23 protein-coding genes are annotated in these 23,600 nt (G+C 52.4%); 16 read left to right on the forward strand and 7 right to left on the reverse strand.

The genetic code is table 11. The features are described 5' to 3' along the window. The first annotated feature begins 190 nt into the window (after window positions 1–190). The 3 genes from A1830_RS10145 to A1830_RS10155 all read left to right on the forward strand — a co-directional run bounded on the left by A1830_RS10145 (window position 191) and on the right by A1830_RS10155 (window position 1,532). Complete coding sequence (locus tag A1830_RS10145) at window positions 191–556, forward strand: toxin-antitoxin system TumE family protein (RefSeq protein ID WP_067705363.1); 366 nt, start codon at window positions 191–193, stop codon at window positions 554–556. A gap of 4 nt (window positions 557–560) precedes the next feature. Next, window positions 561–944: an HVO_A0114 family putative DNA-binding protein gene (locus tag A1830_RS10150; protein ID WP_067705365.1), complete on the forward strand. Its 384-nt coding sequence runs from the start codon at window positions 561–563 to the stop codon at window positions 942–944. A 348-nt stretch (window positions 945–1,292) separates the two neighbouring features. Continuing rightward, entirely contained in the window at window positions 1,293–1,532 is a 240-nt protein-coding gene (locus tag A1830_RS10155; protein WP_067705367.1) for a hypothetical protein, read from the forward strand. 268 nt (window positions 1,533–1,800) lie between these two features. Here A1830_RS10155 and A1830_RS10160 read toward each other — a convergent pair whose 3' ends face one another. Next, window positions 1,801–2,244 (reverse strand): ECs1072 family phage-associated protein, encoded by a 444-nt coding sequence (locus tag A1830_RS10160; RefSeq protein WP_067705369.1) that lies wholly within the window; start codon window positions 2,242–2,244, stop codon window positions 1,801–1,803. Window positions 2,245–2,356: 112 nt separating this feature from the next. Beyond that, the gene (locus A1830_RS10165; RefSeq protein WP_067705371.1) at window positions 2,357–3,253 is read right to left on the reverse strand and encodes a LacI family DNA-binding transcriptional regulator; all 897 of its coding nucleotides are present in this window, start codon (window positions 3,251–3,253) and stop codon (window positions 2,357–2,359) included. A gap of 260 nt (window positions 3,254–3,513) precedes the next feature. On the opposite strand from A1830_RS10165, the gene iraP reads away from it, so the two are divergent. The 10 genes from iraP to A1830_RS10215 all read left to right on the forward strand — a co-directional run bounded on the left by iraP (window position 3,514) and on the right by A1830_RS10215 (window position 16,967). Next, window positions 3,514–3,888, forward strand: coding sequence for an anti-adapter protein IraP (gene iraP / locus A1830_RS10170; RefSeq protein ID WP_067705375.1), 375 nt, complete (start codon window positions 3,514–3,516; stop codon window positions 3,886–3,888). Between the two features lie 358 nt (window positions 3,889–4,246). Beyond that, window positions 4,247–4,543 carry a DUF3761 domain-containing protein gene (locus A1830_RS10175; protein WP_231877603.1) on the forward strand — a complete coding sequence of 99 codons (297 nt, stop codon included), beginning with the start codon at window positions 4,247–4,249 and terminating at the stop codon, window positions 4,541–4,543. Window positions 4,544–4,604: 61 nt separating this feature from the next. Continuing rightward, a complete protein-coding gene (locus A1830_RS10180; protein ID WP_067705377.1) occupies window positions 4,605–5,048 on the forward strand; it encodes a DUF4186 domain-containing protein in 444 nt (147 codons plus the stop codon). Between the two features lie 538 nt (window positions 5,049–5,586). After that, on the forward strand, window positions 5,587–6,081 hold the full coding sequence (locus tag A1830_RS10185; RefSeq protein ID WP_067705379.1) for a DUF1198 family protein: 495 nt from the start codon (window positions 5,587–5,589) through the stop codon (window positions 6,079–6,081). Between the two features lie 345 nt (window positions 6,082–6,426). Beyond that, the gene (locus A1830_RS10190; RefSeq protein WP_067705381.1) at window positions 6,427–7,152 is read left to right on the forward strand and encodes a gluconate 2-dehydrogenase subunit 3 family protein; all 726 of its coding nucleotides are present in this window, start codon (window positions 6,427–6,429) and stop codon (window positions 7,150–7,152) included. A 45-nt stretch (window positions 7,153–7,197) separates the two neighbouring features. Then, window positions 7,198–8,967: a GMC family oxidoreductase gene (locus tag A1830_RS10195; RefSeq protein WP_067705383.1), complete on the forward strand. Its 1,770-nt coding sequence runs from the start codon at window positions 7,198–7,200 to the stop codon at window positions 8,965–8,967. 14 nt (window positions 8,968–8,981) lie between these two features. Next, a complete protein-coding gene (locus tag A1830_RS10200; protein ID WP_369815702.1) occupies window positions 8,982–10,235 on the forward strand; it encodes a c-type cytochrome in 1,254 nt (417 codons plus the stop codon). Window positions 10,236–10,587: 352 nt separating this feature from the next. Then, complete coding sequence (locus tag A1830_RS10205) at window positions 10,588–15,885, forward strand: AvrE-family type 3 secretion system effector (protein ID WP_067705387.1); 5,298 nt, start codon at window positions 10,588–10,590, stop codon at window positions 15,883–15,885. Window positions 15,886–15,894: 9 nt separating this feature from the next. Next, window positions 15,895–16,305 carry a type III secretion system chaperone gene (locus A1830_RS10210; protein ID WP_067705389.1) on the forward strand — a complete coding sequence of 137 codons (411 nt, stop codon included), beginning with the start codon at window positions 15,895–15,897 and terminating at the stop codon, window positions 16,303–16,305. Window positions 16,306–16,511: 206 nt separating this feature from the next. Beyond that, window positions 16,512–16,967: an RcnB family protein gene (locus A1830_RS10215; RefSeq protein ID WP_067705391.1), complete on the forward strand. Its 456-nt coding sequence runs from the start codon at window positions 16,512–16,514 to the stop codon at window positions 16,965–16,967. Window positions 16,968–17,139: 172 nt separating this feature from the next. Here A1830_RS10215 and A1830_RS10220 read toward each other — a convergent pair whose 3' ends face one another. From A1830_RS10220 to A1830_RS10235, 4 genes are all read right to left on the reverse strand, one after another. After that, entirely contained in the window at window positions 17,140–17,592 is a 453-nt protein-coding gene (locus A1830_RS10220; protein ID WP_067705393.1) for a GNAT family N-acetyltransferase, read from the reverse strand. A 195-nt stretch (window positions 17,593–17,787) separates the two neighbouring features. Further along, a complete protein-coding gene (locus A1830_RS10225) occupies window positions 17,788–18,324 on the reverse strand; it encodes a GNAT family N-acetyltransferase (protein WP_067705396.1) in 537 nt (178 codons plus the stop codon). 68 nt (window positions 18,325–18,392) lie between these two features. Continuing rightward, window positions 18,393–18,713 carry a hypothetical protein gene (locus A1830_RS10230; RefSeq protein WP_067705398.1) on the reverse strand — a complete coding sequence of 107 codons (321 nt, stop codon included), beginning with the start codon at window positions 18,711–18,713 and terminating at the stop codon, window positions 18,393–18,395. Window positions 18,714–18,937: 224 nt separating this feature from the next. Then, the gene (locus tag A1830_RS10235) at window positions 18,938–20,347 is read right to left on the reverse strand and encodes an MFS transporter (RefSeq protein WP_067705399.1); all 1,410 of its coding nucleotides are present in this window, start codon (window positions 20,345–20,347) and stop codon (window positions 18,938–18,940) included. A gap of 94 nt (window positions 20,348–20,441) precedes the next feature. Between A1830_RS10235 and A1830_RS10240 the strand changes: the two genes are divergently transcribed. Further along, window positions 20,442–21,146 carry a helix-turn-helix domain-containing protein gene (locus A1830_RS10240; RefSeq protein WP_067705401.1) on the forward strand — a complete coding sequence of 235 codons (705 nt, stop codon included), beginning with the start codon at window positions 20,442–20,444 and terminating at the stop codon, window positions 21,144–21,146. A 179-nt stretch (window positions 21,147–21,325) separates the two neighbouring features. Here A1830_RS10240 and A1830_RS10245 read toward each other — a convergent pair whose 3' ends face one another. Beyond that, on the reverse strand, window positions 21,326–22,486 hold the full coding sequence (locus A1830_RS10245) for an IS30 family transposase (protein ID WP_067705402.1): 1,161 nt from the start codon (window positions 22,484–22,486) through the stop codon (window positions 21,326–21,328). Between the two features lie 156 nt (window positions 22,487–22,642). Between A1830_RS10245 and A1830_RS10250 the strand changes: the two genes are divergently transcribed. After that, window positions 22,643–23,173 carry a DUF2778 domain-containing protein gene (locus A1830_RS10250; protein ID WP_031592436.1) on the forward strand — a complete coding sequence of 177 codons (531 nt, stop codon included), beginning with the start codon at window positions 22,643–22,645 and terminating at the stop codon, window positions 23,171–23,173. Beyond that, complete coding sequence (locus A1830_RS10255; RefSeq protein ID WP_067705404.1) at window positions 23,151–23,423, forward strand: hypothetical protein; 273 nt, start codon at window positions 23,151–23,153, stop codon at window positions 23,421–23,423. The genes A1830_RS10250 and A1830_RS10255 overlap by 23 nt, the downstream gene beginning before the upstream one ends. Window positions 23,424–23,600: the final 177 nt, after the last annotated feature.

The raw sequence follows: 23,600 nt of genomic DNA on the forward strand, positions 1-23,600 counted from the left end.
CCAGAAGGGCTTCACGACAGATGAGTACGATGCTGTGGCCGATGACTACATGGCGAAAAAGGCAAAACGTTTAGTCAAAATGTAATCGCAGGATTCAAAGTATGTGCTGATTCGTTCGTATCCATTCGGCTTCGTTTGACATCGCTGCATTTATAGTTATGATTAGGTCATAACATTAACGGATGACTCTATGGAAAGAGATGACGGTTTAGACTATTTACTTTCACTACATGGCTCGACAGTGTACCGGGATGATGGGTATTGGTGGAAAGTCGAGGTATGGGAAGTTAAGCCAACATCTTTCATTCCGCATGGTATACGTTACACCTTAACGCTACATGACAAATACAACACTCGTGTCTTTGGCATAGACAATGCTCACGGGATAAAATCGCCTAAAAAAGGCTGTTACTCAGGCAGGTTGGTTTATGACCATATGCATCGTACCCCCTATGATAAAGGGTACCCGTACGAGTTTGTGTCAGCAGCGCAGCTTATTGAAGATTTTTTCATAAAATCAGACGAAGTCATCGCGCAACGAGAAAACCGAGGTTAACAATATGAAAGCTCTCATTGGTATTATGCCTGAAGAGCACATCCGTCAAAGGATGCTTGCGATCGTTAAAGGCGAGTACAACCCTGAGCCGGGGGAGCCAAGAGTCTGGTTTACATCAGTAAATGCACTGGCTCAGGTCCTTAGTAACGAGAACATTGAACTTCTAAGACTAATGGAAGAGCAAAAGCCAGAAACTATTACCGAACTGGCTGAGATGTCTTGCCGTCAGAAAAGCAATCTTTCCGTTACTTTAAAGACCCTTAGCTCTCGCGGTTTTGTTCGGCTTGAGAAGCAAGGTAGAGGCATTAAGCCTGTGGCGCTTTTTACTGAATTTGACATTCAGGTCAAACAAGAATTCATTACTAAGTTTGGGCCAAAGGCTGCTTGATTGTGATCGACTTAAAGCAACAATAAACTCACTACCCGGCAGGTTTTGCTAGCTGTAATCAGCCCACTCAGGTGGGCCTTTTGTGTTCCAACAAAATCAATATGTCGATGACGCGATGAAGACATCACTTACATCGCGATGTATTAATCAACGGGTAGCAGGTCAGCCGGGCATTCTCACGCTGCCCTTTCTTTTTAAGTTTGTGAAACCCCTCACGTCCCTTGGATCTATATCTAAGAAATTCTATTGTGAAATGGAACTAATATAAACATAGTATTCGTGCGGATGAAGCCGCACTGGGAACACTATGGCATCGTAACAGAGCCAACTTAAAAAGGATAAACTGCTATGCCCAAGTCCGATCGTAAGTTTGTCAACACTGGCAAAGAGCAGCAGTATGAATTAAGGGACTGGCTATACCGGAATAGTTTCTCAACGAAGCAAAGTAATATTGATGCGCTGAGAATCATCATTAACGTTGAGGTAAAGAAAGGCATCACGGCGGATAATATTACCTGGAGTGAGCTTGATGCCGCGCTAAGGGATAACCCGGCGTGGTTTAGTTCGCTGGATCCAGTCGGCAAGTAATATTACAGGGTTACTTACCGCCACTGCCTGCGTGGCAGTGAAAAACGGCAAGGCTGGGGCTGCTAATGAAGCCCCAGTGTGACTGCTATTGACGGGGCAGGGTGAAGCTTACAAAACCTCTGTTTGTTGTTGCCAGCGGGGTATCCGTCGGGTAATAACCTAACGGAAGCGGTATAGCCTGAATAACTGTGTAATCCCGTTCCACACTGTCAGGTATCACGGTATCCAGTCCACTGCCGAAATGGCCCGTGAAAACACACGGCAGACATCAGCTCTCTGACAAAAGTGGTTCATTCTCTCTTGGTGCCCAGTCTTTCTCGGAAAAATCATCCGTTGGGTAGGTTCGTGCGCTCAGGCCACACTTTAAAATAAAATCGTTCGCGCCGGCTGGCAGGTTCTCTTCCCTGAAAAGTTCGGCCAGTACAAACAGGCTGTCGTTAAACGATAGCGATCTGATCTCGACGGGCAGCCAGCCGGTGCGTTTGAAAATCAGATGGTGCAGGGCATCCTCGCCTGAAAGGGGAAGGTAGCGCGTTGAATAGGTTTTGCGGTGTTTGGCCAGCAGCACCTCAAGGATAAAAATCTGCGCAATACGCTGTTTTGCCGCGTTTCCCGCTGCACTATTGCTGTCGCTGATCTCCGCAGGCGTTGTACCGCTATTCTGGCAAACTCTGGCAGCGATAACGTCCCACAGAACATTGTAGTGACTCATTGGATGGCCTTATCTGATATTCCTGTACGAATGAACATATCAGACCTCTGTCGGACCTGCCAGAGGCCTTCGGGCAATAATTTCTACCCTTGCCCGTCAGCGCGTACGGGGATTAATGGCGACTGGCGCAGCCGCATTTTGTCATTGTCTCATGGACCTCTTTTCCCAGATGTGAATGCCTGATTTGCAGCTCGCTTTTACGGCGTGCATCGCTCTGTATGGCACTGCCGCCCAGCAGCTGATCCAGTGCTTCGGCAATCTGCTGGTCGCAGGGCGGTGCCCAGCTGGTCAGGTGCCAGGTAGACGCGCGCGCTTCATCCACGTCGGCAAATCCCACCACGCCAATGTGCACTCCCTGGCCGAAATCACGAATCGCCTGCATAGCACCAAATGCCAGCAGATCGTTTTCACAAAACAGGGCATTAATGCGTTCGGATGCTCGCGTCTTTTTCAGGTAACCGAGCATCGCCTGATACGCCAGCTCACGGTCAGCGCCGCCTGCCGTCAGCACCTTGTTCAGCGTTTTATCCTGCTGGATTAAGGCATCGGCAAAGCCTGTCATTTTCTGTGCAGACGCGGGATTGCTCTCCCGTTCCTGCAGGTAGCCAAAGCGCTGGAATCCCTGCGACAGCAGCAGGCGTGCCGTCTCCGCACCTGCCGCAGCGTAGTCAGCGCCCGTCCAGGTTGTGCTGGCTTCGCTGATACTGCCCGGGCAGACGACGGGAATATCCGACAGCGCTTTGAGGGTGCTGATTAGCGCGTCGCTGTGATCCGTCCCGATGATAATCAGCCCGTCTGGCAGTGAACGCTGTGCCCCCTTCAGCACCGATTGCCAGTGATTATCAGATTCAACGTTCAGCAACAGCGTCAAAGCGCCGCGGTTATTAAGTTGCCTGGTAACTTCACCCAGCATGTTCAGGGTACAGGGATGGGTCAGCCCGTTAATGACCACGCCGACAGTTCGGGTGTCAGGGGACTTCACCGGATGCTCATTTATGGCGTTATTCATTATGGTTTATCCGATTTCACGTTGGACAGAACGACATATCAACAGGTTACAAAGTAAAGGAATCAATCCGCTTACGACAGTCTGGCGTCTGAAATTTGCGGCACATCTCGATTTTTAAATCCCGCTGCGGCCTAAACCAGGCTGTAGCCGCGAGAGCACATCGGCTTTTTTGCAGAATTAAATGGCCGCTTTTAAGATTTTATAGCATTGTGACTGAGTCATTACTGAGTAGAATCCCCTTCACTGAAAGAGGGTAATTTATGAAAAATGTCATACTGAGCATGCTGGCAAAGATATCCCGACTGGATGCGGAAACCAAACGGCTAACCGCCAGAGTGGAAGCACAGTCTCTGCTTATCAGCGCGCTGGTGTTAGCCGTCGGAAAGAAGGGCGGGGTGACACGCATGATCGAAAGCGCGAATAAGGCCATAAATACGGTGATTGAAACGTCTCAGGCTGATGAACTCCTGCGCTCCGACGCGGCACTGCTGCTTGCAGAATTTCAGGATTTACTGTTGATCGCCAAACTGATCGAAACGGCTGATGCTGAAATCAACCACGACGATCTCTCTAAGCTGATCAACTCGCCCGGCGGCCAGCTGGATAATAAAGGCGAATCTGATAGTAAAATATAATGTTCAAATAACGTTGTTGTTGATTCAAACAGCCGTCGTCAATAAACGTCATGTCTCATTATTCACAGACCCGCCCGTAATCTCCCGCTAAAGGGCGGTGCGCTTGCCCCTTGCTACCTTCCCTCTGCCCATATGGTAATAATGGTATCAATCAGCCGGTCTGAGATGCCAATCGCTAAGGTGAGTAATGCTGCCAACGTCAGAACAACATAAAGCCGCTTTATCGTCATTTTCCCGTCATCCAGTGGAGTTAATAGCAGAACAATATCATTCACGTCATGAATTTACTCAAAAAACGTAAATATATCCACAGAAGGGTCGATAATGTTAATACGGCTGAACATTGAGATAACTGACTGTGAATAAAGGGCTTAGAAGGTATTGTGCACTGATCCTGCTGGCGTTAACGCTTGTTACCACGCCTGCTTTAGCAAAAAAATCTCATCAAACAGCACCTGACAGCGCGCTGATGGAGCAGGGCAGCTACGTTAATGCTGACGGTGAAAGGATTCATCGGCCTGCCCATACAAAAAACAATCAGGTGCCCGAAGGGGCCACCGCACGCTGTCGCGACGGCTCTTATAGTTTTAGTCGCCATCATCGGGGAACCTGTTCGCACCATGGCGGCGTAGCGGAGTGGCTGGACCAGGAGTAAAGATGACATCACCCTTGTCGCTGGTATGATGATAGTTTGATACCGAACCCTGCGGCACTTTATGCACTCACTTGACGATCTCTTTCAGCGGCTTTCGCACTCCCCCTTTCGCCGGCGCTTTAAGCTCGGTAGCGCAGAGTACCAATACTGCCTCAGTAAAGGGGAAGAGGCGATCGGACAGCATGCGACGGACTTTATCAGCGCGCGGCTGGCACCGGCAGAGCCGCCAAATGATGGCCGGCAGACACCGATGCGTGGTCACCCGGTATTTATTGCTCAGCATGCGACAGCAACCTGCTGTCGCAGCTGTCTGCATAAATGGCACGGGGTTGATCAGCACCAGGAGATGACCGCTGAACAGCAGGCCAGGGCAATAGCGGCTATTTTGCGCTGGATCGGGCAGGAGATGCAGCGTCCCGCTCCCCTGACCAAACCCCGAAAGTCTCAAAAATCCCGCCCGAAAAAAGAGGGATCCCCTCAGCCGCAACAGCTCGATCTGCTCTGAGTGATTATTAATGCTAAAGATTTCCAGTTTGCAGCGGGTATAAATCCCCCGACATTTTTCCTGCGGCAAGGCCTGAATTCCACTTATTTACCCACCTGTGAAGATTTAACCACCACGACTACAGGGTTTTTTTGGTAAAAATTCTGAATGTAATAGGAAAGTGTATGTTTCGTTATATCCTCCCTATTTGAAGGTGTATTATCCCGTCGTTGTATAACGTGACAGCTATAGGATCATGATGGGCGATTATTATTATCTGGAGCAAAAACCGCACCAGCAGACTCTTAATGTAGTTCACCGCAACGGATGCCAGAAGCTAGGGATCCTCAGACGGCAGAGAGAGTTTTTAGGTACTTTCTACACCTCAGCAGATGCGTTGTTAATAGCGAAAAAGCGTTATGGTCGCAGTGGGCTTTGTCCTCTCTGCTGCCAGGAAAAGCGCTAAATAGCGGCCGCAGGCAGCGCGTTCTCCTTATTGCCTGCCTGCGGTACCGCTGATACTCTGTCGCCGAAAGTCTTACCCTCTACAGGACAATGAATGATCTGGCTGATGCTTGTAACGCTGGTGGTGGTGTTTATTATTGGATTTCGCGTCCTTAACTCAAAGGTGCGCCGTGCCACTAAGGCATTAAACCGACGGTTGAATCTCGATCCTGTCTATGTGGAATCACTGATAAGTCAGATGGGTAAAACCGCAGGAGGGGAGTTTGTCGACTACCTTTCCGCTGACGATGAGGCTCATACCGTCAACGCAGCCAGCGTGCTGCTTATCTATCAGGTATTTATTCTTGATGAATCGGATGAAAGCCTCACTTTCTGGCACGGTGTGCTGCGTAAAGCAAACATTCCGGTTGAAATAACGCATGAGCAGGTCAGGCTTGCGCTCGAATATCTTCGTGAGACAGAGCCTGATGCGCAGGAAATGCAGGCCTTTCGTCTGCGGTATAACGCCCGTTTCGCGCCGGAAGCGATAGTCATAGAGGGTGAGTACAATAATGTCTACTTTCTCAATACTCGCTCAGGACGCCACTGATCGGTCCCCCCCTCGTTGAAAAAAAAGGGTATTTTTTAGACGAGTTTTTCCCATTTATTTACTGGGGGTATGATTTCATTTCCATATTAATTTCCGGCACTGTCTGCCGTAATTTTGGGGTTTTGGGCACTAATAACGCAGGAAGCGGGGCTTTTCCACATATTTGATGCGGGATACCTGTGACTGCCTCCTGCAATAACATGAGCAACGCTTAACAAATATATATTTCCTCTTCAAATATTACATTCTGTAACTCTTGTTTCCATAACATTACGAATAGATCCGTCGATAACTATTTTAATTAACTCAAATTACATTTCGTTAGCATGTGAGAGTCGTAATGTTATGCTTCTTCAAAAAGAAACTACCCGTCGTAAGTTTTTACTAGGGTCGCTACTGGCATTGCCATTAAGTGACATGGTATTCAAAGGATTAACCGCAGCGCAGGCTGCAGAAATGGCCGCACCCGAGCTGGTCGACTATAAGCCGATTTTCTTTTCCGCAGATGAGTGGCAGTTCATTATGGCCGCCTGCGATCGCCTGATCCCGGCGGGCGGGAAGGGTAAAGCCCCAGGCGCGCTGGAAACCAATGTGCCGATCTTCATCGATCAACAGATGCATGGCGATATCGGCGACGAAATCTATATGCAGGGGCCGTTCGATGTTCACGCACCCGCAACTATGGGCTATCAGATCCCTTTCCGTCCCCAGCAGATCTATAAAACGGGCATCCGGCTGATTGACGTCTGGTGTCAGCAGCAGCATCAGCAGCCTTTCCATGAGCTGTCGACGGCCGATAAAGACGCGGTCCTGACCCAGGTGCAGAAAAACGATATTAACTTCGCCGAACTGGGCGAAGGCTCACTGAAGGGATCGCAGTTCTTTAGCGAACTGCTTTCGGATACCAAACACGGCTACCTTTCCGACCCGATGTACGGCGGCAATAAGGGGATGAAGGCGTGGATCGCCATCGGCTTCCCCGGCGCGCGCGCCAGTTACACCGAGTGGGTCAAGCAGCATAACGTGCCCTATCCGCTGGGCCCGGTCAGTCTTCTTGGCCAGCGTGCCTGAATTCACTGAGTACTTTCCCGTTTTTTGATACTGGCAGGATTTAAGATGGCATTGGTAAATAAAGAAGAAGTCGACGTCGTTGTCGTCGGCCTGGGCTGGGCTGGCTCGCTGATGAGTATTGAACTGGCGATGGCCGGGCTGAAGGTGCGTGCGCTGGAACGCGGCGGCGATCGCGATTATGCTGATTTCGCCTACCCGAAACCGGCGGACGAATATGCCTATGCGGTGCGTAATAAGGTGTTTGCCACACCCGCAGAGGCGGCAGTAACCGTACGCTATAATATGAGTCAGACTGCACTTCCGACCCGCAAATGGGGCGCATTCTGCCCGGGTAATGGCGTCGGGGGTTCGGGCCTGCACTGGACGGCGGTATTGATCCGTCCAACGCCAACCGATCTGAAGCTGAAAACCTATGCGGACCAGGCCTATAAGCCGGGTATTCTGCAGGACGATATGACTATCGGCGACTTCCCGTTCACCTGGGAAGAGATTGAGCCGTACTATGAGAAATTTGAACATATCTGCGGCCAGTCTGGCCTGACGGGTAACCTTCGCGGCCAGATTATGCCCGGCGGCGATCCTTTTGAAGGTCCGCGCGCGAATCCTTACCCACTGCCCCCGCTGGAGGATACGCTCAACAACACGATGTTTGTTGATGCGGCAAAAAAGCTGGGATACCACCCGTTCCCGAACCCATCCGCCTGTGTGTCTCGCGCATGGACCAACCCTTACGGCAACCAGATTGCACCCTGCAACTACTGTGGCTACTGCAGTAAATATCCCTGCCTGAACTACTCCAAGGCGTCGCCACAAACCGCCGTCATGGACTCGCTAAAACGTATGGATAACTTCTCATACGAAGTTCATGCCAACGTAATGAAAGTTGTGCTGCACGACGATAAGAAAACCGCCAAAGGCGTTATCTATATTGATGCCCAGGGCAATGAGTGCTTCCAGCCGGCAAAAATCGTGGTGCTGAGCAGCTTCCAGTTCTGTAACGTGCGCCTGATGCTGCTATCCGGTATTGGCCAGCCGTATAACCCGATTACCAACGAAGGGGTGATCGGGCGCAACTACGCGTTCCTGAGCAACGGCGGTGCCACGCTGTTCTTTAAGGATAAAAACTTCAACCCGTTTGCTACCGCAGGCGCCACCGGCCAGATGTTTAATGATATCTCTCCGGGCAACTTCGACGGTCCTTCACTGGGCTTTATCGGCGGGGCAAAAATTCACAGCTCGCAGGCGACCGGTACGCCAATCAGCACCGCGCTGCCAAAAGGCACGCCGACCTGGGGTACGGGCTGGAAAGAGGGTATGGAGGAGTGGTACGGCCACTCAATGAAAATCAGTATCACCACCACCTGTATGTCATATCGCGATATCTATCTTGACCTTGATCCAAACTATAAGGATGAGCACGGTTACCCGCTGCTGCGCATGACCTTTAACTGGAAAGAGAACGAACTGAAGCTGCAACAGCACCTGAAAGGGATCGTGGGTAACATTACCAAAGAGCTGAACCCTGACAGCTACAGTGAAAGTTTCCTGCCAATGGATGCCAACTTCGACCTGACCAAATATGTTTCCACCCACAACGTGGGCGGCGCAATCATGGGCGCAAACCCGAAAACGTCTGCGCTGAACCGCTACCTGCAAAGCTGGGATGTCCACAACGTCTTTGTGCCGGGCGGCAATGCTTTCCCACAGAATTTCCAGGCGAACCCGACCGATACTATCGGCGCGCTGACGCTGATGGCTGCGCAGGCCATTAAGGATATGTATCTGAAGAACCCCGGCCCACTGGTACAGGCATAGGCGATATGAAAAAAATGACACTGAAGGGATTGTTACTCGCTAATGTTTTGCTGATAAGCGGGGGATATGCGCAGCTGGCGCAGGCCGATGATGCCGCCCTTATCAAGCAGGGGGAGTATATCTCCCGCCTGGGTGACTGCGGCGCCTGCCACTCACTGCCTGGCAAACCGGCGTTTTCGGGAGGGCTGGCGATTGAATCCAATCTGGGCACCATCTATTCAACCAATATCACCCCGGACAAAGAGCACGGAATAGGGCGCTATAGCGAGCAGCAGTTCTCTGATGCGGTACGTAAAGGCGTGTTACCCGACGGTAAGCGTCTTTACCCGGCTATGCCTTACCCGGATTATGCGAAGATCAGCGATGCTGATATGCATGCCCTTTACGCCTACTTTATGCAGGGCGTGAAGCCCAGCGCTGAGCAGCCGCCAGAAACCGATCTGAGCTTCCCGTTCAGCCAGCGCTGGGGAATGCGCTTCTGGAACTGGGCGTTTACCTCTGATAAGCCCTTCAAGCCATTAGACGGGGCGTCTGACGAGGTTAACCGTGGGGCTTATCTGGTTGAAAGCCTGGGCCACTGCGGCAGCTGCCACACGCCGCGCGGGCTGGGAATGAACGAGAAAGCCATGGACAGCAGCGATGCGAAATTCCTTTCTGGCGGTAGCCTCAACGGATGGGAAGTGCCTTCGCTGCGCGGATTGCCGCGCTGGACCGCGCAGGAAACCGTGGATTACCTCCAGACCGGGCGTAATGATAAAGCGGCTACCGGCGGGGAGATGACCTCCGTGGTGGAGCACAGCACCTCATGGATGACGCCAGCGGATCTGCAGGCGATTAGCGCTTATCTTAAATTCCTCGGCGGTAATCCTGCCGTCCCGGCTACGGATGACAAAGCCGCCAGCGCGACGGAAGCGAAGCTGACCACAGCGAAAAACCTGTCGGAAGGCGAACGTCTTTATCTGGATAACTGTGGTGCCTGCCACTTTGTCACCGGTAAAGGCGCGCCAGGCGTTTTTCCACAGCTTGATGGTGCCACCATTGTTAACGCGTCGGATCCAACGGGTTTGATCCACACGATTCTGGCTGGCGCACAGCAGCCCTCAACGGCGAAAGCGCCTTCTACGCTGGCGATGCCAGGTTTTGCTCACCGTCTTAGTGATGAAGAAGTTGCGCAGCTCGCAACCTTTATTCGTCAGGGCTGGAGCAACAAGGCCGATGCCGTCACGGCCAGCCAGGTGGAGAAGGTAAGAAAAACCCTCCAACACTAAGAGGACACAGAAAGGGGGTGAAAACCCTCTTTCTGACCCTTCCACCCCTTCCACCCTCTCTGACCTTTCCAGCCGTTATGCCTCTTCACATCCCTTTTATCCTCTCTGTCGCGCACGCTGCATCGGCGGGCCCNCCCCTTCCACCCTCTCTGACCTTTCCAGCCGTTATGCCTCTTCACATCCCTTTTATCCTCTCTGTCGCGCACGCTGCATCGGCGGGCCCACCGGCTTACCCTAAGTTATTGTTCTTAATCGATGGCGGGGAAATAAATCCCCCCTGGCTGGGAACCTCGACGGATCCAGGACCACGTAATAACCGAGCTTTGATGTGAACCTTTCAGGAGAAAAGCCCATGTCTTCGGTAACCCAAAAACTTGCCTCGGCTTTCAGCCTGCACAACACCCAGCGATCGGCAGCCGTACAACGTCCTCAGCAGAGTCATCCTGCCCTGGCTCAGCGTCCGGCAGCAGCCAGAATTACCGGAAGCGATACGCTTCAAACCGTCGCGCAGGAGCAGGGGGAACCGACGCTGGACCTGGTCCAGGGAGAAGCCCGGCCAACGTCATCGAATAGTCGCTTCAGGGCATTCAGCAGGTTGCCGTTATTTAGCCGCAATGCTGCATCTTCCCGTAAATCGCCGGGGCAGGGTGCAGCGTCCTCCCGCATATCGCCGGGGCAGGCGGCAGAATCAATCGAAATGGTCGGGTTAAGCGGCCAGCGCCATGCACCGCAGATCGTGCTGGAGCACGAGATCCCGCATACCTCACCCGGCTCTCTGGAGCAGGACATTAATCAGGCGCTTGCGGCCGGGCAGGCTCACCCATCGGGTGCCGAAGGAGGAAGCGTCAGCGGGGCGGCGGTGCACAGGCTAGGGGAGAGCCAGGGGGAAGCCGCCGTTACGCTAAGTCTGGACGCGCACGGGAAGCCACAAATCACGGCACCCGCGCTGCGCCACACGCTGCTGAAACAAACCCTCGGACAGGCTACACAGCACTACCAGAGCGCGGTGTCCAGTGCCAGCGGAGAGCAACATGCCCTGCTGGAAGAGAGCGGTCGCCTGCTGGCGCTGCACTCGTCGCCTGAAAGCCTGGTGGGCGTGTCGGGCAGCGCCGCTAAGCCTGAATGGAAACACACTAACGCCGTGAAGGAGAGTCCCTGGTCAGGCACCAGTGGTAAGGCGGCTCTCTCGCACAGGCTGGCGCTGGATGCGGCAGAAAATGAAGTCAGCGTCAGTCGAACCGACACCCCGGCAATGGCAGTGGGCAGAATGAAATTACCCGATGCAACCCTACTCGGGCAGATTTCGGGCATATACCCTGAACGGACCGACGCGGGTAAGCAGTCATGGCGAGTACATGAAGGTAAACTCTATCGGCTGAACGATCATCAGACCGGCTGGCAACCAGCCTCGCTTCCCGGTAGCAGGCAACATGCGGCACAGCAGGGCGAATCCGACGAGGAGAAGTCGTACGGGCAGCTCTCCAGACAGGGTGATAATCAGCTTTACTGTGTTTATGACGACAGGCAGCTGCACAATGTGTCCACGTCGGGTCATAGCGAGCCGCTGGAGGATAAAATCAGTAAGGTCTCGGTCGCGGAAGAGGGTCAGACGCTGCTGTTGCTTAAAAATGAAAAAACGCACCAGCAAAGCATCAAACTCCTGCCGCAGCCCGATGCAGCCGTCGACAGCCACAGAACCCTCAGCGTTTCCCCTCCTGACATCCGGCTGGCTGCCCTGGCGCAAACGGCGCAGCACATTATTGCCGCCGATTATCAGGGGAAAATTCGGGTTGCCAGCCGTCCTGGCCCTGAGCAGAGCGATCTGGACTTTGCTGCGGTAGAGAATCGCAGCCTGCAACAGCATCTGCACGACCAGATAAAAGCGGTAGTGGGCGATCGCTTTCACCTGGAGGATATTTTGAATGGTGAAAATGGCCAGCTGCACGCGGTGGTAAAAGACGGGGCGGACCGCCAGCATGCCATTGCGCTTAATACCTCGGGCAGCACCCGGCAGGCTCCTTCGCACTGGAACCTGAGTGACAGCATGGTAATGAACTATCAGAAAGGATTGCCGGTGGTGACGCCCTCGCGCCACGAAATTGTCGATCTGGGTACTGACAGTCATCTGGCGCTGAAAGAGGGAAAGGTCCACTTTTTCAACGGGACGACGCAGAGCTGGGAGGCCTCTGACGTTAAGGCCGACCAGCTCCGGCTCGGGCAGGATCGGCAGGCCTGGGTGTTAAAGGATAATGAACTCAAGCGATTGAAGATAAACGTCTCCAGCAACAAGATTAACGCCGATCGCAATGTCTTCGCCCTGCCGCAGGTTAAGAAAAGCGTCAGCGACGACCTGGCCCTGCCGGGGGTCAACAAAGACAAGACGCTCACCTCGGCCGCCGTGCTCGATAATGGTCGATTTATCACTCTGGATGAAGGGGGCGATCTGCATCTTCACCATGTCAACGGCGAAACCCGGCGCGATATCAGGCTGCCTGTCACGCTCAGTCGCGCGTCGCTTAACCAGGCTATCCAGCAGGCTATCAGGTCACATTCTCCCGCAGGTGGCACACCTGAGGATCAAAAAGTCATGGACGTGGCCATTGGGCCGGGGCGCGATCTCTTTTTACTTACCGACCGGGGCGAAATGTACCGCGTACCGGAGCAGAGCTGGATGAAAGGAAACATGGCTCAGATGCGCCAGGTCCAGCTGTCCGCAAAACCCGCAAAGCTGTATAACGACCGTAATAATCATCTGATGCTGGAAATGGATAACGGCAAGCTTTTGTCGCTCAGGGATGATCTCTGGCACCCGGTGGCGGCGGTGCCAACGTCGCCTGCAAATGAGGTCACCCCGCCCGGCGGCAAAGAGAAGAAAAATATGGCCGATAAGCACTACGGTCGGCTGATGAGCGCCACCCGAGATTCCCGCCTTGGCCGCACCGGCATGACCTATAAGCGGGAGGTGAACACGTTCGGGCAAACGGGCCACGACGGTCACAAAGTGCATACGCCGTTTCGCACCCGTCTGAGCACCTTTGTCTTTCGCCCCACGCTGCAAACGCCCAGGCCATTGAAAAATCTCAGCTACCTGGCGCAGCACGGTCATCGCGGGCGAAACGGGCTGGCGCATATTTATGAACTTCAGAACGATCAGCTCACTCAGCTTAATCAACATCTGGAGAAGCCCGCTGCCGATCGGGGCCCGGCTGAGCCTCTTAGCCTTAAGCTAAAAACCCTTGCCGGTCAGGGGGACCTGCCCGCCTGGTTTGAGGATATGCAGAAATTTAGCGTTCGCCTGGCCGACAGCAGCGGACACAAAGCGGATCAGCTTAACCAGCACTATTCACAGCAGGGAGAAGTGAAAAAACAGCTTAATAATCTGACCGGAAGCCTCAACCCGGCCATGACGCGCGACGGCGATTTGACGGCGAAGCTGAAAGATATTTTTTCACGCTACCCCACCGGTAAGGGAAATACCGCGCTGCTGGCGCTTGCGGCGCTGGAAGAGAACGGCGTGAAGCTCTCGCATCAGAAGGCGAGTGAAGCGATCCCGCTGGGTCATCGCCGTGATAAACACGATGAGATGGGGCTGGCGAAATCACGTCTTATTATTGATGGCTTAGCCCACGTAAAAATGCATGACCTTATCGATCGGTTAACCGCAGCGACGGCACTCCCGGAGGATGAAAAACGCCAGGCGCTGGCAGCCATTGAAACCGATTTTCATACGCTTTATCAGGATTGGGATAACAATCCGCTTCGCCAGGTGACCAGTTTTGGCTACAACAGCATTAGTGCCCTTGAGGCGTCTTATGATGCGGTGAAATCGCTAACAAAAGCCTTCGCTAAGGAAAACCACAGTATCAACGTCACGGCGCGGACGGTGATGCATGCGAAGGATCAGTCGGTACTGGCGCAAAAGCTGGAGGACACGGTCAGGTCGATGGAGAAGGGAGAAAGTCTCTCTTTCAGCCGCTCTTATGGTGCGGCAACCACGGTGTCAGGCATTCCGGGAACCCAGGTGATTGCGGGCGTCGGGGGACGAGGCAGTCTGGATCGCACCTATAATTTGAGCTTCACCCGGGGAGAGGGTGGCGTTAACGTTAGCTTTGGCCGCGACGGGGGCGGAACCTTCACACCCTTTGTGGGAATGGGTTATAACCTGCTTACCGACTATTTAGAAACGCATAAAACTCATCTGGACGATCGGCGCGATCTTGCGCCTGCCGCGCGCCTCGGCGCGGTGGTTTCCGTCACCCCACTCGACATTAAAAAACAAAACGGCGTCAGCTTTGATATTACCGATGCCGAACTGCCGCACTTTATTGCCGGGCTGACCGAGGGGACACTTGACCCGCTGGCGCTGATTAACCGCGGGAATCAACACAGCGTCAAACAGGGTAACGTGATGAACGTGAGCCTGGACGTCAACGCTGCCGCGCTGGCCTCGGTGGGGTTTCCGCTCACCGACAAAAATGCCGGACAGGCGTCAGCCAGTTCGCGGATAGGCGGTGGCGCTTACGTGGGGGTTAACCTGATGTCTGGCACCCGCGAGCGCGGCCGGGCTACCACCGAAGAGAGCACGACCCTCAGCCAGAGTAACAACCGCCTGCGAGGGCTAAATAAAGCCTCCGTCGGCGCAAACGTAGCGCTACCGATAGGGACGATAACCAAAAGCGATGAGGGGCGTTTTGCGCTATTTGCCGGCCCGGCGGCGACTTTCCAGCTCTCGATTGATGATCGAACTCGCCAGAGCCTGTCGCTGCAAACCAAAAGGGCACAGCTGCTGGAACCCGTGCATATGGCAAAACTGATGGAGTCACTGGGCAAGAGCTTCAGCGACCCTGAAACCAGCGCGCTGCTGGCGTCGCTGAAAAACGACGAAGAGAGTGAGCCTCAGCAGGCGTCAGCCGCTGAAGACCGGCAGAGCACAGCCCGCACGGCTCGACAGAAACTCAATGCGCTTGACGTGCATTTTGAAAGTCGACGGGGGGAAGAGGGGACTAACGGGCAGAAGGCCGCTCTGCGCGAGCTGGATAAGCATCTGCGCCAGCAATATGCCGCTGAGCGTGGGCTAACGCTGCTGCAAAATGGTGAATATCAGACGACCTATGCGAATACCTCTAAAGTGGATAACAACGGGCTCTGGCATCAGTTTTCTCACTGGCTGGATGGTGAACTCAACGCCAGTAATGCCACCCGAATTCGCCAGCTGATGACGGACGATCACCGGCTGCAAACGCTGATTGCCCGGTTGAAAGATAATGTCAGCACCGATGCTACCGTCACGCTCGAGCTAAAAAATGATGTTCGTGAACGGCTGGAGCAGCGCTGGCTGAAAGAGGGGATCGGGGCTGATGAATTAACGGCTGAGCTAACGGATCGTAATAATCTCAGGCTTAAAGCGATTGGTTTTAGCAAGGGCCAGTCAAAAAGCGATGGTTTTTCAACCCCGGCGTTCCTTCTGGGCGGCGGAAACAGCGCAGCGGTGGCGATGAAGCGAAATCTGGGGAAAATCAATTTTAGCTACGGTGAAGATGAGGACAAACCGACCGGATATACCCTGGATGGCCGCATCGCGAAGATAAACGATGAGCTGGCTGCTGCGCTTTTGCATGGGCAGCAGGCACACTATCAGTTAAAAAGTTAAGGGGTCACGATGTCAGCAACCGAACAGCTTAATCACCTGCTTGAGCACTATGGTCGGCAGCATAATAGTGCACTCACGCTTAAAGATGGCGTATGCGCCCTGGTTGATCGCGATAACCGCGAGGCGGCAGTTATCGAGCTGCCGCCGGGCAGCGACAGCCTGATCTTTCACTGCAAAATAGAGGATCTTCACGAGCCGTGCAGCGAGCGTTACCTGCGAACGCTGCTGTCCCTGAACTTTGAAATGAACGCCATGCGCGGTTGCTGGCTGGCGCTGGACAACGAGGAGAGCCTGAGACTCTGTAGTCAGCTCTCCGTCAGCGGGCTGGATGCCGCGGGATTTCGGATGGCGCTGAGCGGCTTTATGACCCAGGCGCGGGAGGTCAATGAATTTATCACCTCACTGCGCGAGGCGGCCTGAGGCTCTGTGTTCTGCTCTTTAACACAAATTTTGCGCAGGCGGAAGATGCTTAATTCCTTCACACTGTTAAGAAAGCGAAAGTCTTGGTTAAGCTACCGCAAAATAAGGGGTTTTAGGATAGTTAGAGATTTTTTTACCGTCGGGTTTCGTCGATAGTGTCCTTCAGCGGCGGATGATAAGCCGTGCGCAAATGAGAGGATGTACCGATGAAAAAAACGACTCTGGCACTTTTAATGACCGTCTTCACAGCAAGCACCCTGTTTTCCACCGTCTCGCAGGCAGATGGCCCGCCGGATCAGCAGTGGCACCAGCAGGGTGGGCATGGCGACCACGGTGATGGGCCGGGGCGTGGTCCGGATCGTGGGCCTGGCGATCGCGGCCCTGGCCCTCACGATCGTGGCGATTATCACGACGGTCATGGTCCCGATCGCCACTTTGAAGAGCGCGATCGCTTTGCCTGGCAGGGGCACGACTTCCGCAGGGGACGCCCGTTGCCGCCGGATTTCCGCGGGGACGACTACCGGGTTAACGACTGGAACGACCGCGGCCTGCGCGAGCCACCGCGTGGTCAACACTGGGCTTATATTGACGGTAACTATGTGCTGATTGCAGCCGCTACCGGCGTCATCACCTCAATCCTGTTGAACAACGCTTTCCACTAATCCCTGTTCTGCTGCGGGTCCGTCAGGGCCCGCATCTTTTCCAGCAATTATCTCTTAGCTCCGGTTGGACCGGGCACAACCACGATACAGGGCCAAATCTAATCTGCCAGGTTAGTATGTGCCAGGAGCGGGCGTGGCTAACATTAGTTCGTGCTGAACAATGGGTAGCACATCAACACAATGCCTTTGCGAAACAGACTGCCTCTTCTCTGCCTATGTATGGGCCATAATTCTCAATACGGGCATACCCATTTTTCTCGTAAAAATATACGGCCCGATTGTTGATATATCGGGTTTCTAACCTCAGCTCGAGATATCCCATTTCTTTGGCGGAGTTTTCCAGAAAAGTGAGTAAAGCGCGTCCAACTCCGGGCACACTTCGGTCTGAATACATTCTTTTAAGCTCGGCTACATTTTGCGTTAATGGCCGAATAGCGCCGCATCCTATCGGATCACCATGGGCATTTTTTGCCAATACCCATAACGCTTTATCACTATTCAATGCATCAATAGTGAAATTGCTTTTGCCGTCATCACCAGTAACAGCGGCAAGTTCTACTGACAGCATTTCGATTAAGCGATGAGATTCTAAAGAAAATGGATCTGATTTCTCTACTGTTATCATGGTCATATCCTACAAAGAGATTATGGCCAGTATAAAGTATACTACCTGTAAAAGCTTAATACTGTAACGGGTGATGGGACACCTCTGATTCCTGTCTGTCCTGAGGATGTGATGTTCGCTGTTCGCTCACAGCGGCCCGCTGGTTCTGTCTGATGTCCGCCGTGCCAAAAGCGGTGTCTATCCATATTGATAATGTCACCCTGACTTTTTGTCCCATTCGGCGTGGGTCAGTGTAAACAGCATGCTGGCGGGCGCATTTTTCACATCGTGAATGTCCCGTACATACCTGAGTGCGGCATTCGCCAGGACTTTCTGTGATGCCGGGTGATTTGCTCTTACTACTGCAGATATCTCAGGCAATTTGAGCTCACTAAATCCATAGCTGACCGCATGTTTAGCAAACTCTGTCGCCAGGCCTTTTCCCCATGACTCAGCAGAGAAGCGATATCCCAGGTTATTGATGGAGGCATCGGCATAACTGCGGATACTTAACCCACCAAAACCGATGATCCTTTCGGGATTATCCCTCAATGAGATAGCCCAGTTTCCAAAACTGTAATCTTCCCAGTGTTTAAGCCAGCGAGCCAAAACATCGCGGGCATAATCAGTATCAGGATACGGGCCTGCAGGATTAAACGTATTCGTGGTAGGATCGCCATAAATTATGAAAAGGACATCTGCGTCTGAGTTGATTACAGGCCGAAGATGCAGTCGAGAGGTAATTAGCTGCAAAGTGTCTCCTGAGTTTTTGATTCATTCTATGAGTTATCTTTCTGTTTTATAGCCAGAAACCTTCAGGTTTACAACAGCACTTTTATGTAAAAAGCGTGATAACTAGTAGGCACTAAATATTTCTTTTTGGGTGCGCTTATGCCTGGACGGCGGATGCCGATAATAATGATGTGACACACCTGGTACGTGACGACCGAATCCACTGCATTAATTCGGCTCCCATGCTGGAGCCAGCTCTTTGCGCAGTAAATTGCGAACGATTTTCTGTTGTTCAATCCGCTAAAGATGACGGATTTTTCATTTATTAAAACTAAACCGGGAAAGATTGAAGTGCGCGGGCTGATGAAAATATTTAGGAGTGTGCCGAAAAAGGTCTGCTGTTCGCTCAAAGCGGACCTCCTGCCTCACCCACTCTGTCCGCTCCGTGCCATAAGTGGACATTGAGTATATTACTGTGCACCCGTGTTTGCATACGTATGTTGCTGATCACATCGCGTCGGAAGACAATTCCACGGGTGTGTCTGAGCTCCTTCCGTGTCCACTCATCGCGTGCACAAATCACTTAATACACCTCACCAGAAAGATGGGGTTCGTCAGTAATCTGACTACGCTTTCACGGCGTATTTTTTTTATGTGGTGAATTCCTGCTTAGGATGATGATCCATAGCAGGCCGCCAAGCATTGAGAGGGCTATGGCGAGGCATACGGCGAAGTAAATACCCGCAGCGAGAGGTTTTACAGCGCTAAGCAATCCGCCAAAGATGGCGACTCCCAGCGCAGATCCCGTTTGTCGGCTAGCGTTAAGTACCCCGGCGACAATTCCCGCCTGCTCTTTGACTATTGAGCCCATGACAGCTGCCGTGGCGACCGGTGTAATGACTCCTGCGGCAAGACCGAGAGCCGGAAAGCAAAGCGCGATCCGCCAATAGGATGCATTTTCTCTTAATATCAATAACCCTGCGAATCCGGCGACGTAGAGTCCGCAGCATCCTGCTATCAGCCAAAAGGGGCCAAACAGGCGGTTAAGTTTTCCGGCGCTAAAGCTGCCCAACGTAACCAGCAAGGTCAAGGGAAGAAAAGCGAGACCCGCGTCCAGCGATGACCAGCCGCGCACGGTCTCGAAGTACAGGCTGAGCAGGAAAAACAGCCCGTAAAATACTAACCCTGAAATAAGCGAGACGGTAACCGAGGCCGAAAAATCAGCAAGACGAAAGAGCTTCATCGGCAACATCGGCTGGCTGATTGTGCACTCGGTAAAGATGAAAAGCCCCCAGGCCATGGCCGCCACCACTATTCCACCGCTAATCCACGGGTCATACCATCCTCGATGGCCCCCTTCAATCAATACGGCAATAGACAAGCCCAGCGCGATAATGGCGAATAACTGCCCTGCAATATCCATCGTTCTCTCGTTGGCAGAGATTTTTATCACAGGAATGCGCGTTGCCAGCACAATCCCGAGCAGCACGATTGGAACATTGACCAGAAAAATACTTCGCCAGCCTAATAGTTGGATCAGCAATCCGCCAAATAACGGGCCGGCAGCCATCGCAATTCCACCGCAACCAGCCCAGATACCTATGGCTTTAGCGCGCTCCTTAGACTGTGGAAACTCACTGTTAATCAAAGCAAGAGAGGCGGGGACCAGCAAGGCTGCACCGATGCCCTGCAATATTCTCGAGAAGATCATAGTGGACAATGTTGATGAAAAGCCGCATCCCGCCGAAGCAAATCCAAACAGCAACAGGCCAGTGAGATAAACGTTTTTTGCCCCCAGTTTGTCGCCCAAAGCACCACCACTGAGCAGCAAACTGGCGAAAGTGACGGTGTAGGAACTGACGACCCATTGTAGTCCGCTAATGGTCGAGTGCAGAGCTGCTGCCAGCGGTGCAAGTGCAACGTTCACAATCGAGGTATCAAGAATCACGATGATGTAACTGATACTGGTTGCAGCTAACAACCATTTTTTAGCCGAAGAAGTGTTGTTCATTGGTAGAAGCAATTGTCCAAATATGGGATTCATTGACTATACCTTGAGCGCGCTAAATAATGGTTCGAGCTGTATCGAACTATTAACTCCCTGGTAAACACTGACTTCACTTTCAATGGCGCGCAGAATGAATCAATTTCATATTTCAGTCGTGGCACATCTCATCGCCGAGCCGGTGCGTTCGATAATGCTAATTAACCTGTCTGGAGGCGAAGCGCTTTCTGCCAGCGCTCTGGCTGAGGCCGCCAGCATTACAGCGCAGACCGCCAGTTTTCATCTCGCAAAACTGCGTGATGGCGGCCTGATCACCGTAGAGTCTGTGGGGCGCTATCGTTATTACCGCTTAGCCGGGCCACATGTTTCCCAGCTCTTAGAAAGTCTGGCCTCGGTAGGGCAAGTCACTTCTCAGTGGCAAACGACACCGAATCTTTCAGCGAAGGAGCTGCGTTTTGCGCGCTGTTGTTACGATCATTTAGCCGGGCAAATCGGCGTGGTCATTTCGCAGGGGATGCTCTACCGCCGATTGATTGCCATGCAAGAAGATCAACAGTACGTACTGACGGTTCAGGGGCATCTCTGGCTTAAACAGCAAGGCGTGGAAATCAGTGCAGATCGCGCAGGAAATAACCGAATGTGCCTCGACTGGACCGAGCGACAGTATCACCTCGCAGGACCTCTTGGTTCCGCGCTGCTGGAGGCTTTTATCGCGTGGAAGTGGCTGAGCTGCTCGAGTAAATCAAGAGCGTTGAAAGTCACCGCATTGGGTTGGATAGCCTTAGAGCAACACTTTGGAATTCGCCAGCAGCAAGGGATCATCTTTGCGGAAGAATAATGCTCTTTTGTTTCCTTTGCTAATGGCGAAAATAGACGTATTTAATTTCCAAGACCGTGGCTCGCAGCCATGGCTGTTGGGATTTTACATTGCACTGCTGACTTCGATTTCGACAAATCCGAATCAATGCTGTCAGGAATGCATTTTCAAGCCTTAAACGTCCGCTTCTCGCTGTGAGTTCAACCAATGGACGCAACACACTTATTGAACCGCTCTGCGGGTGATTCATAGTCTGGCGTTTTTCTCGGCCTTTCGTTGAGCTGTCTGGCAACACTGTTAAGTCTTTGCTGGCTGTGAACCGATAAGTCAGTTCCTTTTGGAAAATATTGTCTGAGCAATCTGTTCGTATTTTCATTTGAGCCACGTTGCCAGGGAGATTGAGGATCACAGAAATAAATCTGAATGTCTGTCGCTACAGTAAATCGGGTGTGGCTGGTCATTTCAGCGCCACGATCCCATGTTAATGTTTTATAAAGCTCAACAGGCAATTCCCGTGCTTGTTTGATGAGCGCTGATATAACCGTTATGGTCTTGTTGTCCCTGATTTTGGCGAGCATAACAAAGCGGGAATGGCGCTCTACCAGAGTGACGATATAGGAGTTTTTCGAACCCTGGATCAGGTCTCCTTCCCAGTGACCCGGTATGGCTCTGTCTGCGGCTTCAGATGGTCTTTCGCTGATAGGTATCGCATCCGGGATTGACCCTAATCCTTTCCCTTTAAGCGATGAGGTTCTGGATCTACGCACTGCTCTTCCGCTTCTGAGGCATTGCTGCAGCTCTTTTTTTAATGCTCCCCGGGTTTGTATAAAAAGCGTTTTATAAATTGTTTCGTGTGACACATGCATTTCCTGATTATCGGGATAACAGCGTTTTAGCCAACCGGCGATTTGTTCCGGCGACCAGTCCTGATGCATCTTCTCTGCAATGATTTTACACAATGTGGGGCTTTCAATTAGCTTGCAAGGTTTTGGTCTCAGGGCACTTTCCCATGCAGTAGCATCCGCTTTTTCTGCACGATATTGTTTTGCACCTCCGTGCCTCTTGATCTCGCGGCTAACCGTTGAGGGAGCTCTTGATAATTTGGCAGCGATGTCCCTGATGCTGCGTTTTGCTACCAGCCCTCTGGATATCTCCTCTCTTTCATCAAGCGAAAGCGCTAACCGGTGCCGCTTTCGGACAGGGGGACGGTATCCACCACTCTGGTGGATAGTGGGCATGATAGAAGAATGATATCTGTCGAACATTCTGGCGATATCATGCAGGGAATCACCTTGCTTATATCTGTCCCAGATAATCGCTTTCTGTTCTGGCGTGTAGTAAATGCGCGTTCTTCGTTTCATGGCAACGTCCCCCTCGTTTAAGGATAGCGTTGCATCGACCTGTTGAACTCACAGCCACACGCGGACAAGCGCCCGCCTGCCCGTTAACTTCTCTATGAATGAATGGTAGCATTGCCCGGTTCACTGGCATGCCTTATAACCTACAGGGAGCGTTTAATGCAGTTAATGAGAATGACCTACGACGATCTGACAAAGGGCGGCGGCGAGGCAAAGCTGCACGTTTACGGCGTGGGTACCTTCCCGGTCTTTTCCGGCCAAAAGCCTTATACCAATGATCCAAACTGTACCTACAAGCCTAACAGTGCCATTCCGGTCGGGCGCTACTGGATTGTTCCGCGTCCTGAAGGCAGTATCGCTAACCGGATCAGAGGATGGGCCGTCGATACCTGGAACAACTCAAATCATTCAGAGTGGTTTGCGCTCTTTAATTCGAAAACGATGAGTGATTCCATCTTCATCAATGGCGTTGCCCGCGGCGGTTTCCGCCTGCATCCTCTTCGGCCAGACGGCTCCGGAGAAAGTGAAGGGTGTATCACCTTCGTGCGGCGTACTGATTTCTATACGGTAAGACAGGCGCTGCTCCGGAGAAAAACAATTCGCGTGCCGGGTTCGCGAAACAGCTTGATGGCATACGGCTACGTTGACGTTCAGGGAGAAAGTAACTTTGCAAACTGCAAAATTCGCTAGAAAAGCAGCGGGTTTTTTCGTCTGCTTTATTGTGGCCTTTATGGTGTCGCGTTACGGGATGCCACTCTATCCGCTGACGGCGTGGCTCGTTGAACATTCTCACCAAATTTTCAGCAGTTATCAGGATGACGTATACGAAGCCGGTACGGATCCGGTTACGTTCTTTTCCCTTGTGACCGTTATCGCGTTTTACGCTTTAGCCATGTATTGGTTAGTAAAAATGGCAATTAAAAAAGTAAAACGTGGATAGACTGGTTGCAGTAAAAACCGGGGGTTTTATGCTGCCCTGCACTTCCGTCTGAAAAATCAACACCAAAAAGGGTTCGCGAGCGGGTTGTTATATTTATTATGGCAGAACGTCCCTGCCGCTATCATTTTGACGTCCGCTTTTCGCTCATAGATGCCCTTTGGTATTGTCGTGGGTAGT

Origin of the sequence: Erwinia sp. ErVv1 (genome assembly GCF_900068895.1) — a bacterium.
Classification (GTDB): domain Bacteria; phylum Pseudomonadota; class Gammaproteobacteria; order Enterobacterales; family Enterobacteriaceae; genus Erwinia.